This window comes from Bradyrhizobium sp. USDA 3311 (assembly GCF_054062495.1).
Window position 1 is genome coordinate 2,734,063 of record NZ_JBSSFI010000001.1, and the last position, 12,202, is coordinate 2,746,264.

Genomic DNA, 12,202 nt, shown 5'->3' on the forward strand with positions numbered 1-12,202 from the left:
ACTATTCACCGAAATGGCAAACAAAGCGTTTAAGCGCACGCCGCGCCTCGGCGCGTCACTGTGACACTCGCGATGCCGGGGTCCCCAAGGGATTAACGGTTCGTTACCGCGCGCAGCAAGGCCGCCAGGCTTCGCTCGTCCTGCGATGGACCGCGCGCGTGCCATGATTGTCAGCTCTTCCGCAGGATGACGTGATAATCGCCGCGGCGAACGTCGGTGCCGCGCGGGAGCACGGCGTTCAGCATTGCGGCGCCGGCATCGACCAGAGCTGCGAACAGCGGTTTGCGCCGGCGCATCTCGGGATAGCGCGGACTCTCGACCTCACGGCGATAGGTCATCTCGAGGCCATTGGCGGCCGCAAACGCTTCGAGCCGAGGCAACGTCACCAGCGGATGAAAGAAGGTCGGGAACGGTGGTTCGCCGGGCAGGCCGGCATCCCTGATGCCGCGGATGTGCCGGTAGAACCAGACGTGGAACCAGTGCGGCGAGTACTTGGTGACGACGCCGGACAGCGAGCGCGGATTGGGCGCGCCGATCAGGATCATCCCGCCGCGCTTGAGTGCGTCGCGAAAATTGAGGAGCGCAGCGTCGACGTTGGGCAGATGCTCGATCACGTTGTAGCAGATCACGAGATCGAAGGTCTCGCGGCCGAAGCGGTAGGTCTGCACGTCGCCGAGGATGGCTTCGTCCGCGTAGGTGTTGTTGCGGACCTGGTCCTCGTCGATGTCGACGACGGTGACCTGGCTGCGGCTCAGCAATTCCGGCGGCAGAACGCTGCACGAGCCGCCGCCGGCTTCATAGATGGCGAGCCGGCCCTGCGGCAGTTCGCGGCGCAGTACGTCGTGGACGGCGAGCAGGCTGTCGCGGGCTTCGCCGGGGACCAGATCGTGCAGCGCCTGGGCTTGCGCGGTGGCCGCGGGGATCTGGATCGCCGTAGCTGTCGCGAAATCGATCGTGGCTGGCTTGTTCATATTTTCTGACCGCGCTTGTTCGACTCAAATTTACAGGAAAAGTCTCGCATGCCCGAAGAGCAAATCTGGTACCGCGACGCCCCACCGGTCGCGGTGCTTACGGTCGGGTTAATGCGCATGGCCGTTAACTACAGCATTGTCCCTGTCGCGCCGTCCGCAGCGGATGGACTGCGACTTGCAGTACCACGTGCGCATGGATTGGTAGGGAAAACACGCGAAAGCGGTTAAGCGCATGGCGGCAGGTCTGCATTGTCGAGAGATCCGCGGAATGGTGCCGTTTCGCGCCTCGGTCCGGCCGTTCACTTTGGCACGCATCTGTCCCGTGGCACTGTGTCCTCGCGGGACTTCACCGGCTGATGCGATTGACGCAGGGCTTTTTCAACATATCTCGGGCATCTAGAACGCCATGACGCTGATCCCGACAGACCTGTCCGCCAGCCGGCTCTCGGATGCCGTGCGCGATCCCAACCGGGAGATCGCGGCGAGCTCTCGCGTCATCGACCTGTCGGTCGGCATTGTCGTCTGCATTCCCTGCTTCCGCCGCCCGCAGCATCTGCGGCTGACGCTGGAATCGCTCGCGAGCCAGCGAACCCCGCGTTCCTTCGCCGTCGTCATGGTGGAGAACGATGCCGCGCGGCGCGAGAGCGCGCCGGTTGCCGCGGAGTATCTCGCCGACGGCCGGCTCCAGGGCATCTGCCTTGTCGAGCAGCGGCAGGGTAACTGTCAGGCGATCAACGCTGCCTTCGAGACGGCGCAGGCGCTGTTTCCCGCAGCGACCCGCTTCCTGATGATCGACGACGACGAGATCGCCTCGCCCGACTGGCTCGAGCTGATGGTTCGCACCGCAGAGGCGACCGGCGCCGACGTGGTCGGCGGGCCGGTGCTGCCTGACTTCGACGACGACGGCCAGCCCTGGCTTTCGCGTCATCCCGCCTTCCGCCCTGCCTACGACTACAGCGGCGCGGTGCCGCTGATCTATGGCTGCGGCAATTGTCTGATCACGCGTGCGGCGTTCGACCGGCTCGGCAGTCCGGCTTTCGATCTGCGCTTCAACTTCCTCGGCGGCGGCGACTGCGACTTCTTCGTGCGTTGCCGCGATGCCGGCATGACGTTCCACTGGACGACAGAGGCGGTCATCACCGAGACCGTGCCACAAAGCCGCACCAGCCTCGGCTGGATCGCAAAGCGCGGTCTGCGTATCGGCGCGATCAACTACCGTGTGCAGCACAAGGCTGCGCAGGGCGCAGCGGCGCGGGTGCGGGTGTTTGCGCAGATGCTCGGCCGGCTGCCGCTGTCTTTACTACGCGCGGCCCGCCTGCTGGCGACGTCGAAAGCCGTCGTCGCGATGCATCCCGTGATGGTCGCGCTCGGCTCCTTGCTGGCAGCGCTCGGCATCGAGCCGAAGCCCTACGAGGCCTCGAAGATCGTGTCCTGACGCCGTGGCGGCGGACTAGATGCCAAAGCAGGCGAGGGCGACCCTGAGCGCGGAGCGCGGCAGCGATTTGAGCGAGCGGCGGCCGACCATCCCGAGATAGATGAAGGCCTGGCGATATCTGCCGAAGCGGACCGCCTGCATCGCCGAATAGGTGACGAGATGAATCTCGGCCGCCTGCCGCAGCCGGGCTGCCGTGCCCTCGGGCAATCTCGCCAGGATCAGTCCGTCGTCGAAGACCCGCGCGATCGCCGGGAAGAAATCCTGCGGTGTCCGCACAGCCGCGTTCATGGTGTTGGCCGTGTGCAGGCGATAGTCGAGCAGAAGCTTTGGTGCGAACTCGAACTCGCCGATCGCAGCAAGGCGGCACCAGCAGTGCCAGTCCTCGCAATATCTGAGGGAGGTGTCGAAGCCGCCTATGGCGCGGAAGGCCTCCGCACGCGCGAGCGCGATGCCGCCATTGACGATGAAATTGCCGGCCGCGAGCCGCGTCAGCACGTCGCCGGAGGGCTTGCGGCGTCCTGTCAAGAGGTCGCGCCGGCCGACCTGCCGTCCCTCGCTGTCGATCGTGTTGTAGTCGCCGTAGACGAGGACGGCGCGCGGAGCGCCGCGCGCTGCGGCCAGCAGTGCCGCGACCGCGCCGGGGCGCAGGCGGTCGTCGGCATCGAGGAAGAGGAGCCACTCGCCGCTGGCATGTCGCGCGCCGAGATTGCGCGCGGCCGATACGCCGGCGGAATCGTTGGTCATCAGGCGCAGCCGCGGGTCGCGAATGGCGCGGACGATCGCGATGGTGTTGTCGGTCGAATCGTCGTCCACGACGATCACCTCGGTCACCTCGCCTTGCGCCAGCGCGCTGGCGAGGGTTTCGCCGACATAGGCCGCAACGTTCTTGGCGGGAATGACGACGGACACCGATGTGGTCGAGCCCACCGGCAGCGGGAGGCGCGCTTGCGTCGCTACGCGTGCGCTGACCGGTAAATCGAGAACGTCTTCGGCGGTGATCAAGCTGCGGCTCGCTTTAAGGATTCGTTAACCAGGGCGCATCTGCAGATGCGATCGATGGCAACCTTGGCCGCTGCGGATGATACCCGCATTACGGCCAAATCGTTTCTCGGAAGGCCTGCGCGACGCCGGATTCGCAGAATAACGTTAAGCCGTTGGCATTAAGCCTGTCGCAAACTTGGAAGAGTGCGACAGCCGGTCCCATGCGAGAATGCGCACTCGGCTGCCGCGGATGGATTCCAGTGCCCGCAAAGACATTCGACTACGATCCCGACGACATGGTCCTCAACCTTTTCTACGAGGACAAGGACGACCGCTGGTTTCCCGGCGACCGGCATCTGCGGCGCATGGCGCGCCGCATGCTGCTCGGGGAGCCGCGCATGAGCGGGCAGCTTCGCGTGTTCCTCAATCTCTGCGCGGGGCTCGATCGGCTCGGCATCCGCTACCGCGTCAACGACTACGGCTACGTCGCGCAGCATCCCGAGGAAGTCGCCTGCATCATCGGTCGCACCTTCCTGCTCGACAAGTTCGCGTGGAAGAATCCGATCCTGCTCGGTGTCGCCGCCCACAATCATCCGCTCGACGATCCCGACCTGTTCAAGCGCCTGCCGGTGAAGAAGGTCGTGGTGCCCGGCCAGTGGTACGCCGACATGTACCGGCCGTACTGGCCCGACACGGAGGCCTGGCCCGTCGGCATCGACACGGATCTCTGGGCGCCGTCGCGCGCCTCGCAGAAGACCGTCGACGTGCTGATCTACGACAAGGTCCACTGGGACCGCGAGCGCTATGCGCCGGAGTTGATCGAGCCTGTCCGCGCCCGGCTGCTCAAGGAGGGGCGCTCGTTCACCGAGCTGCGCTATGGCAGCTACAAGGAAGAGGACTATCAGGCCGCGCTGGCGCGCTCGCGCGCGATGATCTTCCTGTGCCAGAACGAAAGCCAGGGCATCGCCTATCAGCAGGCGCTGGCCTGCGGCGTGCCGGTGTTCGCCTGGGACCCTGGCGGCCCGTGGCGGGACCCCGACTATTATCCGCATCGCGTGAAGTTCGAACCGGTGTCGTCGGTGCCGTACTGGGATCACCGTTGCGGCACCAGGTTCGTCGACGCCGCCGGGTTCGAGGCGGGCTGGGACGATTTCTGGGCCGGCTGCGCCGCTGGCACGTTCGATCCGCGCGGCTTCGTGCTCGACAATCTCACGCTGGAACAGCGAGCGCTGCAATATTACGAGATCGCGCGAAGCGTGGCGCGGCAGCAGAAGGCGTCTGACGCGTCCGGCCTGCTGGTTGACGGATGGTTAACGAGGACGAGCTAAGACTTGTCGCTTGCTTCCCCGGGTTCACCAGGCCGGCCTTGAGCCATGGATCGCAGTGCCGCTGACATGACCGACGTCGAGGCCCGATCGTTCGGCCACGTCCTGCGCGATGGGCTTGCCGGTCTGAATGCCGTGCTGGCGGCGCGCTGCCTCGTCGCGGTTGCGGCCCTGCTCCTCGTGCTGGTGACGCTCGATCCGTTTCCCGATTTGCGCAATCCCGACGTCACCACCGTCGTCGGCGGACGAATGGCGCTCACCTACATCTCCTTCGGCCTCCTGGCTGCAATCGCCGCGCTGCTCGTCGCGGCCACGGATGCGCCCGCGCTGAAGAGCCTGGTGACCCCGCTGCATCTCTGCCTCGTCGGCTGGCTGCTGATCAACATCGTCTTCTCAGAGAGCCGCGGCGTTTCGATGCAGCGCTTCGTGCTCGCGGCCAGCGTGACGTCGCTCGCCGTTCTGTTGCCATTGCTGCCGCCGACGCAGCGCAGCTTCAACCTGTGTCTCGGCGCTGCCGCGCTCGTGCTGCTGGTGCTGTGCTATCTCGGCGTCTTCCTCGCGCCGCAATATTCCATGCACACCGCGCTCGACGTCACCGAGCCGCAGCTCGCCGGCGATTGGCGCGGCAGTTTCGGCCACAAGAACGTCGCATCTCCCGTGATGACCATCCTGGTCTATGTCGGCATTTACCTCTGCAGCGTCGGGTCGTTCGTGATGGGACCGGCGATCGCCGCGCTGGCGGGCATCTTCCTGATCTTCACCGGCGGCAAGACGTCGTCGGTGCTGTGCCTTGCGATCTACGCCCTCGCGTCGCTGGTCTGTGCCACGCCAAGCCCGTGGCTGAAGCGGCTCATGTGTTTCGCCCCGCTGATCGTGATGAACCTGCTGACGGTCGGCAGTGTCGTGAGCCCGTCGCTCGGCGCCATGACGCGGCTGCTTCCCCTCGATCCCACTTTCACCGGCCGTTCCGCCATCTGGGAGTTCGCGCTCGCGGCCGTCGCCGAAAAGCCGATCATCGGCCACGGCTATGCGGCCTTCTGGGACGACGTGACGGCGCGGCAGACCGCCCAGGGCGCCGAATGGGCGACGTCCGCCGCGCACAGCCACAACAGCTATCTCGACCTCGCGGTCACCATCGGCCTGCCGGGCTTGCTGCTCGTCGTCCTCGTCTTCGTGCTCGCGCCGCTCCGTAATTTCCAGTCGGCCCAGGCGCACAACCGCAGCGCTGCGCTGGTCAAACTGTTCCTGACCGTGTGGCTGTTCGGCCTGTACTACGGGACCACCGAGACCTTCCTGCTCGAACGGCAGAATCCGATCTGGTTCATGTTCGCGCTTGCCGCGGCCGGTCTGCATTTCCTGGCCAGGTTCCAGTGCGTCGAGCAAACGGAGCCGCGCGCTGACAGCTTGTCGCAGCCGGAACGGCCGTAAGTGGCATCCGCTTAACGATATGCGGCGACGTCACTTGTGGACTGCGGCAAAACATAATCTATCTGGAAACATTCAGTCACTGTATGACCCGCGGATGGCGTTTCTCAGCGTCGAGCAACCAGATGATCGGGTGTCCAGCACGTCGGGAATCGCGGTCGATTTCGTGCGTGACTGGCGGCCGGCCGCATTGCGCCTGAATGGCGGGCATCGCACCGCGTTCCAGCATGGATACTGGCTCGGCGCCTGGTACGAGGCGTTTCACGATCTCGCGCCGCTGATCGCTGTGATCTCCGATGCCGCGACCGGCAAGGACATCGCGGCGGTGCCGATGATCAGCCATATCAGGCGCGGCATCCGCGTGGTCGAGTTCGCCGACCTCGGCGTCTCCGACAACAACGCGCCGATCCTGGCGCTCGATGCCGCGTTGGATGCGGCGGCGATGGATGCGATCGGCAAGGCGCTGGTCGACGCGCTCTGCGCCTTGCCCGATCGCTTCGACCTGCTGCGCCTGAGGAAGATGCCGGCGCATGTCGGCGGCAAGCCGAACCCGCTGGTGTCGCTCGGCCGTATCGGATCCAGCTCGCTGAGCGGCAATCTCGTGCTGACGGGCGACGACTATGACGGCTATCAGGCCTCGATCAAGCGCATGCAGATGCCGCGCTGCTGGCGCGTGTTCAGCCGTCACGCCGGCGCGCGGTTCGAGATCGCCACGGATGCCGCGCGCGCGCTTGAGCTGCTGGACGTGATGGACGCGCAGCAGCAGGCGCGCATGCGCAAGCTCGGCTCGCGGTTCGTCCTCAACGACGACACGCATGCCCGATTCTATCGCGACGTCGCGCGCCAGGGTGTCGCGGATGGTTATGTCGTCATCTCGGCGCTGGTGTGCGACGAGGGCGTCGTTGCCACCACGTTCGGCGTCAGGCATGGCGCGACCTATTTCCTGCTGCGGATCAGCCACGCCGGCGATTCATGGTCGAGCTGCTCGCCGGGGCTGCTCGTCACCGAGCGCACCATGGCGGCGCTGCATGCGGAGGGCGTGCGCCGTTTCGATCTCAGCATCGGCAACCAGGACTACAAGCGCCGCTTCGGCGCCGAGAAGGTCGCGCTGACCGACGCCAGCGTCGCGCTGTCCTGGCGCGGCGCTCCTTACGCATGGCGCGACCATGCCGCGCAGGGCCTGCGCCGCCATCCCAGGCTGGCCGCTGTCGCGTCGCGGGCGATGGGCAAGGGAACGCGCTAGAGCACGCGCCCCCCGATTGCAGATGTCGCTCGAATATCGCAATCGTTGTGTTATCGTCGTCTCCGTTTCACGGAGGCGACATGGAAGATCGTTCGGCAAAATATCGCGCATTCTATGCGCAGTTGATCTGCGCCGCGGCGAGAGCCGCGGATCCCCGTATCGAGGAGGCCTTTCGGACCGTCAGGCGCGAGCCTTTCGTCGGGCCCGGGCCGTGGTCGATCTGTCTCGGCGGTCATCCCTATGTCGTGACGCCCGATGATGATCCCGCGTTCATCTATCAGAACACGCTGCTGGCGCTCGACAGCGCGCGTGGCCTCAATATCGGGATGCCCGGTGCGCACGCCCATTGGCTCAGCGGCTGCGCCGTGAAGGAAGGCGAGACTGTGATCCAGATCGGTGCGGGTAGCGGCTACTACACCGCGATCCTCGCGCATCTCGTCGGACCCGGCGGCCGCGTCCATGCCTACGAGATCGACCAGCGTCTGGCAGGACTGGCGCGCGAAAATCTCAGGGATATCGCCCATGCGGATGTGCACGACCGTTCGGGCATCGCGTCCGATCTGCCGGCTGCGGATGTGATCTATGTCTGCGCCGGCGCGGCGCAGCCGGCCACGGAGTGGCTCGAGGCGCTACGGCCCGGCGGGCGGCTGGTGTTTCCGTTGGCGCCGGAAGGCATGCACGGCGGTATGTTGATGATCACGCGTCCTGACGACGACGCGATCTGGCCGGCGAAATTTCTCAGCCGGGCCCAGTTCATCGGCTGCGCAGGATTGCAGGATGCGGAGGCCGGTCGGCGATTGGCTGAGGCGTTCGCGAGAGGATGGGAGAGCGTGCAGTCGTTGCGGAGGAAAGGCGCTCCCGACGAGACGTGCTGGTTCGCCGGTGAGGGTTGGTGGCTGTCGACGGCGCCGGCGCCCACGCCGACGGCGTCAGTTCAGCCTCGCGCCGACATCACGCAGGCCTAGGGGGATTGCCGTCTCACGATCCCGTGCAACCTGCACAGTGAAGCCGGCCGCGCGAGGCGCGGAACAGGCTGCGGCAATACCAGCGCCGCGCAAGCGCCTGGGCGGGCCTGCGGATCATCTGCGCAATCAACAACAGTTCGAAAGCCATTCGTATCGCTTCTGGTCAAATATCCCTGAATACGTAGATGGGGCGGCATTCCCGAAAGAGAATGCCGCCCGTGTCGCATCAGCCATGCGGTCGATCGTCAAGCCTAACCGCGCACCTTGGCCGTGGAGTTCAGCCGTGCCGCTCAGCCATGGAGTTTCCTGGCGGTCTCCGCGATCTGGCGGCCCTGATAGCGCGCGCCGGCGAGCTCGTTGGCGCTGGGCTGGCGGCTGCCGTCACCGCCGGTGATCGTGGTGGCGCCGTAGGGTGCGCCGCCGGTGACCTCGTCGAGCTTCATCTGGCCGGCGAAGCCGTAGTTCATGCCGACCACGACCATGCCGAAATGCAGGAGGTTGGTGATGATCGAGAACAGCGTCGTCTCCTGGCCGCCATGCTGGGTCGCGCTGGACGTGAAGGCGCCGCCGACCTTGCCGTGCAGCGCGCCCTTGGCCCAGAGCCCGCCGGCCTGGTCGAGGAAGTTCGCCATCTGCGAGGCCATCCGGCCGAAGCGCGTGCCGGTACCGACGATGATCGCGTCGTAATTGGTGAGGTCCTCGATCTTGGCGATCGGAGCGGCCTGGTCGACCTTGTAGTACGAGGCCTTGGCGACCTCGGCCGGAACCAGCTCGGGCACGCGCTTGATGTCGACGGTGACGCCGGCCTCGCGCGCGCCTTCGGCAACGGCGTTGGCCATCGCTTCGATGTGGCCATAGGCGGAATAATAGAGGACGAGAACTTTGGTCATGGTGGTCTCCGTTGGGTGATCAGTGAGTGTTCGTGATTGCTCCGTCGTTCCGGGGCGATGCAAAGCATCGAACCCGGAACCTCGAGATTCCGGGTCTGGCGCTTCGCGCCATCCCGGAATGACGGAAGATGATGTAGCTCGCCGCCGCTAAGCCGCGTCGACGAGCACGAGCTCGGAATCTTCGAGCGCCGTGATCTTCAGCCGGTCTTCGTCGCGGATCGCGGCGCCGTCGCGGGCGTTGACGCGCACGCCGTTGATCTCGACCGAGCCTGCCGCGGGCACGAGGTAGAGATGCCGCGACTTCTGCGGCTCGTACTCCGCGCTTTCGCCGGCCTTCAATGTGGTGGCGAGCACCCGCGCATCGGCGCGGATCGGCAGTGCGTCCGTGTCGTCCTTGAAGCCGCTCGCGATGGTGACGAGCTTGCCGGAGCGATCCCCTTTCGGGAACGGCTTCGAGCCCCAGGTCGGCTGGCCGCCGCGCGCCACGGGCTCGATCCAGATCTGGAAGATCCGGGTCTTGCTCGGCTCGAGATTGTACTCGGAGTGACGGATGCCGCTGCCGGCGCTCATCACCTGCACGTCGCCCGCCTCGGTGCGTCCCTCGTTGCCGAGGTTGTCCTGGTGGGTGATCGCGCCCTCGCGCACATAGGTGATGATTTCCATGTTGGCATGGGGATGGGCGGGAAAGCCGGTGTTCGGCGCGATCTCGTCGTCGTTCCACACCCTTAAGGAGCCGTGACCCATGTTGTTCGGGTCGTAGTGGCTGGCGAAGGAGAAGTGATGCTTGGCCTTGAGCCAGCCGTGGTCGGCGCCGCCGAGCTTTGCGAAAGGTCTGAGTTCGATCATGGATGTGGGTTCCTGACTGGAGGGGAGGGGTTTGGCGTTACGCGCCAAACCCGCCGTCGACATTGAGCACGGTGCCGGTGACGAAGGAGGCCTCCGGGCTTGCGAGGAAGACAACGCCGGCGGCGACTTCCTCGGGGCGGCCGAAGCGTTGGAGCGCGTGCTGCTTGCGCTGGGCTTCCGCGAAGTCGCGGTCGTCGTCCGGGTTCATGTCGGTGTTGATCGAGCCGGGCTGCACCACGTTGACGGTGATGCCGCGCGGGCCGAGGTCGCGCGCCGCGCCCTTGGTGTACCCGACCACGGCCGCCTTGGTGGCGACGTAGTCGGCAAGGCCGGGGAACGAGGCGCGGTCGGCCAGCATCGAGCCGACCGTGACGATGCGGCCGCCTTCGCCCATCAGCTGCGAGGCGGCGCGGATCGCCGCGATCACGCCATGCACGTTGACCTGGTCCTGGCGTTCCAGCGCGTCGGTGTCGGCCTTGGCATCGTCGGTCGCGCCGCCCGCGGCGACGCCGGCATTGTTGACGAGGATATCGAGATGGCCGAATTCCTTGGCGACGTCGTTGACGAGCTTGGTGACGTCCTTGGCCGAGGCCTGGTCGGCTTTGAAAGCGCGAGCCTTGACGCCCCTGGCCTTCAACTCCGTGACGACCGCTTCGGCCTTGTCAGGCGAGGCGACGTAGCTGATGGCGACATCCGCGCCTTCATCGGCGAGCGCGCGGGCTGAGGCTGCGCCGATGCCGCGCGAACCGCCGGTGACGAGGGCAACCTTGCCTGAGAGCTTCTTGGTCATTGGATTTCTCCATTCCTGAATTTCTGATGACGCTTGGATAAGCCTCCGCCTATGGTATAGAAATAGAAACTGTTGAAACGCATTGTTTCCTGAATTACTCCTGACGGACCCCCTCCCATGGCAAAACTCCCCGATTTTGAGGCGCTCGCGATTTTCGCAAAAGTCGTGGAATTACGGTCGTTTGCGGGGGCCGCGAGCGAGCTCGCGATGTCCAAGGCGACGGTGTCGAAGGCCGTCACCCGGCTGGAGGAGCGGCTCGGCGCCCGGCTGTTCAACCGCACCTCGCGCCGCCTCGCGCTGACCGATGCCGGGCACAAGCTCGCCGAACGGGCGACGCGCCTGCTCGTCGATGGTGAGGCGGCGGAGAACGAGGCGCTGGCGCAATCGGTGGCGCCGCGCGGCCTCGTGCGGCTCGCCGTGCCCATGACGTTCGGGATCAAGGCGGTGGCGCCGCTGCTGCCGGAGTTCTTCGAGACCTATCCGGAAGTCTCGGTCGATCTGCATCTGAGCGATGCGACCATCGATCTGATCGGCGAGGGTTTTGACATGGCGGTGCGGATCGCGCGGCTGCCGGATTCCTCGCTGATCGCGCGGCGGCTGTTCACCATGCCGCGCTTCACGGTGGCGGCGCCGTCCTACCTCAAGCGTCACGGCCGCCCGACGCATCCGATGCATCTGGCCGAGCACAAATGCTTCAGCTACGCCTATCTCTCCACGCCCAATGTCTGGCACTACACCAATTCCGCCGGCGAGCAGGCAAGCGTGCGTCCGGGCGGGCAGCTTCGCGTCAACAACGGTGAAGCGGTGATGCCGGCGCTGATCGCCGGCCTCGGCATCGCCGAGCTTCCCGAATTCATCGTCGGCGAGGCCATCTCCTCCGGCGAGGTCGAGGTGATCCTGAAGGACTGGAAGCAGGCCGAAGGCGCCGTGCACCTGGTGACGCCGCCTGGCGGCCCGCGCCCCGCGCGCGTCGAAGCGCTTGCCGATTTTCTCGCGGCAAAACTGCCGGGCACGTGCAAGCGGCGGACGCGCGCGAAGGCGAAGACGGTCTGACTACGACACCTTCACGCCGTTGATCGCGACGATGCGCAGGCTCGGCTTCAGCGTCCCCTCCAGTTCCGATTTCAATTCGTGGACGCGCGGGTCCGTCGAGCGTGCCGCGCAGACCGCGTATTGGTGGACCGATTGCGCCAATGCGCGCCGCGCTTCCGGGGTTCGCGTCACCTCGGGCTTTGACAGCCGCAGCACGATCGCCGCGAGATTGACCAGCATCTCGTCCAACGCGACGTCAATGGTTTGAAGATTGCGCATCACTCACTCCCTGGAAGGGC

General features: G+C 65.8%; 12 protein-coding genes. 6 read left to right on the forward strand and 6 right to left on the reverse strand.

All coding sequences use genetic code 11. The features are described from left to right. Window positions 1–170: 170 nt before the first annotated feature. A complete protein-coding gene (locus ACVWW6_RS12870) occupies window positions 171–971 on the reverse strand; it encodes a class I SAM-dependent methyltransferase (RefSeq protein WP_028173923.1) in 801 nt (266 codons plus the stop codon). Window positions 972–1,377: 406 nt separating this feature from the next. Here ACVWW6_RS12870 and ACVWW6_RS12875 point away from each other — a divergent pair, with 406 nt between their 5' ends. Continuing rightward, on the forward strand, window positions 1,378–2,406 hold the full coding sequence (locus tag ACVWW6_RS12875; RefSeq protein ID WP_456680819.1) for a glycosyltransferase family 2 protein: 1,029 nt from the start codon (window positions 1,378–1,380) through the stop codon (window positions 2,404–2,406). A gap of 15 nt (window positions 2,407–2,421) precedes the next feature. Here the strand turns inward: ACVWW6_RS12875 and ACVWW6_RS12880 are convergent, their stop codons facing one another. After that, the gene (locus tag ACVWW6_RS12880; protein ID WP_456680820.1) at window positions 2,422–3,408 is read right to left on the reverse strand and encodes a glycosyltransferase; all 987 of its coding nucleotides are present in this window, start codon (window positions 3,406–3,408) and stop codon (window positions 2,422–2,424) included. Between the two features lie 239 nt (window positions 3,409–3,647). Between ACVWW6_RS12880 and ACVWW6_RS12885 the strand changes: the two genes are divergently transcribed. From ACVWW6_RS12885 to ACVWW6_RS12900, 4 genes are all read left to right on the forward strand, one after another. Continuing rightward, window positions 3,648–4,715: a glycosyltransferase gene (locus ACVWW6_RS12885; RefSeq protein ID WP_456680821.1), complete on the forward strand. Its 1,068-nt coding sequence runs from the start codon at window positions 3,648–3,650 to the stop codon at window positions 4,713–4,715. Window positions 4,716–4,760: 45 nt separating this feature from the next. Continuing rightward, entirely contained in the window at window positions 4,761–6,140 is a 1,380-nt protein-coding gene (locus ACVWW6_RS12890) for an O-antigen ligase family protein (protein WP_456680822.1), read from the forward strand. 94 nt (window positions 6,141–6,234) lie between these two features. Further along, the gene (locus tag ACVWW6_RS12895) at window positions 6,235–7,380 is read left to right on the forward strand and encodes a GNAT family N-acetyltransferase (RefSeq protein WP_456680823.1); all 1,146 of its coding nucleotides are present in this window, start codon (window positions 6,235–6,237) and stop codon (window positions 7,378–7,380) included. Between the two features lie 80 nt (window positions 7,381–7,460). Then, entirely contained in the window at window positions 7,461–8,345 is an 885-nt protein-coding gene (locus ACVWW6_RS12900) for a protein-L-isoaspartate O-methyltransferase family protein (protein WP_038967364.1), read from the forward strand. Window positions 8,346–8,635: 290 nt separating this feature from the next. Here the strand turns inward: ACVWW6_RS12900 and wrbA are convergent, their stop codons facing one another. The 3 genes from wrbA to ACVWW6_RS12915 form a co-directional block, all read right to left on the reverse strand. After that, window positions 8,636–9,235: an NAD(P)H:quinone oxidoreductase gene (gene wrbA / locus ACVWW6_RS12905; RefSeq protein WP_028173929.1), complete on the reverse strand. Its 600-nt coding sequence runs from the start codon at window positions 9,233–9,235 to the stop codon at window positions 8,636–8,638. 147 nt (window positions 9,236–9,382) lie between these two features. Further along, on the reverse strand, window positions 9,383–10,081 hold the full coding sequence (locus tag ACVWW6_RS12910; protein ID WP_456680824.1) for a pirin family protein: 699 nt from the start codon (window positions 10,079–10,081) through the stop codon (window positions 9,383–9,385). 37 nt (window positions 10,082–10,118) lie between these two features. Then, entirely contained in the window at window positions 10,119–10,871 is a 753-nt protein-coding gene (locus ACVWW6_RS12915) for an SDR family NAD(P)-dependent oxidoreductase (RefSeq protein ID WP_011090295.1), read from the reverse strand. A 117-nt stretch (window positions 10,872–10,988) separates the two neighbouring features. Here ACVWW6_RS12915 and ACVWW6_RS12920 point away from each other — a divergent pair, with 117 nt between their 5' ends. After that, complete coding sequence (locus tag ACVWW6_RS12920; protein WP_028173931.1) at window positions 10,989–11,924, forward strand: LysR family transcriptional regulator; 936 nt, start codon at window positions 10,989–10,991, stop codon at window positions 11,922–11,924. On the opposite strand, the gene ACVWW6_RS12925 is transcribed toward ACVWW6_RS12920, so the two are convergent. Next, complete coding sequence (locus ACVWW6_RS12925) at window positions 11,925–12,182, reverse strand: hypothetical protein (protein ID WP_028173932.1); 258 nt, start codon at window positions 12,180–12,182, stop codon at window positions 11,925–11,927. Window positions 12,183–12,202: the final 20 nt, after the last annotated feature.

What these genes read in the sequence shown, in the direction of transcription:
- ACVWW6_RS12870 (WP_028173923.1), bottom strand. Translation starts at nt 971, where the DNA reads ATGAACAAGCCAGCCACGATCGATTTCGCGACAGCTACGGCGATCCAG.
- ACVWW6_RS12875 (WP_456680819.1), top strand. Translation starts at nt 1,378, where the DNA reads ATGACGCTGATCCCGACAGACCTGTCCGCCAGCCGGCTCTCGGATGCC.
- ACVWW6_RS12890 (WP_456680822.1), top strand. Translation starts at nt 4,761, where the DNA reads ATGGATCGCAGTGCCGCTGACATGACCGACGTCGAGGCCCGATCGTTC.
- ACVWW6_RS12895 (WP_456680823.1), top strand. Translation starts at nt 6,235, where the DNA reads ATGGCGTTTCTCAGCGTCGAGCAACCAGATGATCGGGTGTCCAGCACG.
- ACVWW6_RS12900 (WP_038967364.1), top strand. Translation starts at nt 7,461, where the DNA reads ATGGAAGATCGTTCGGCAAAATATCGCGCATTCTATGCGCAGTTGATC.
- wrbA (WP_028173929.1), bottom strand. Translation starts at nt 9,235, where the DNA reads ATGACCAAAGTTCTCGTCCTCTATTATTCCGCCTATGGCCACATCGAA.
- ACVWW6_RS12910 (WP_456680824.1), bottom strand. Translation starts at nt 10,081, where the DNA reads ATGATCGAACTCAGACCTTTCGCAAAGCTCGGCGGCGCCGACCACGGC.
- ACVWW6_RS12915 (WP_011090295.1), bottom strand. Translation starts at nt 10,871, where the DNA reads ATGACCAAGAAGCTCTCAGGCAAGGTTGCCCTCGTCACCGGCGGTTCG.
- ACVWW6_RS12920 (WP_028173931.1), top strand. Translation starts at nt 10,989, where the DNA reads ATGGCAAAACTCCCCGATTTTGAGGCGCTCGCGATTTTCGCAAAAGTC.
- ACVWW6_RS12925 (WP_028173932.1), bottom strand. Translation starts at nt 12,182, where the DNA reads ATGCGCAATCTTCAAACCATTGACGTCGCGTTGGACGAGATGCTGGTC.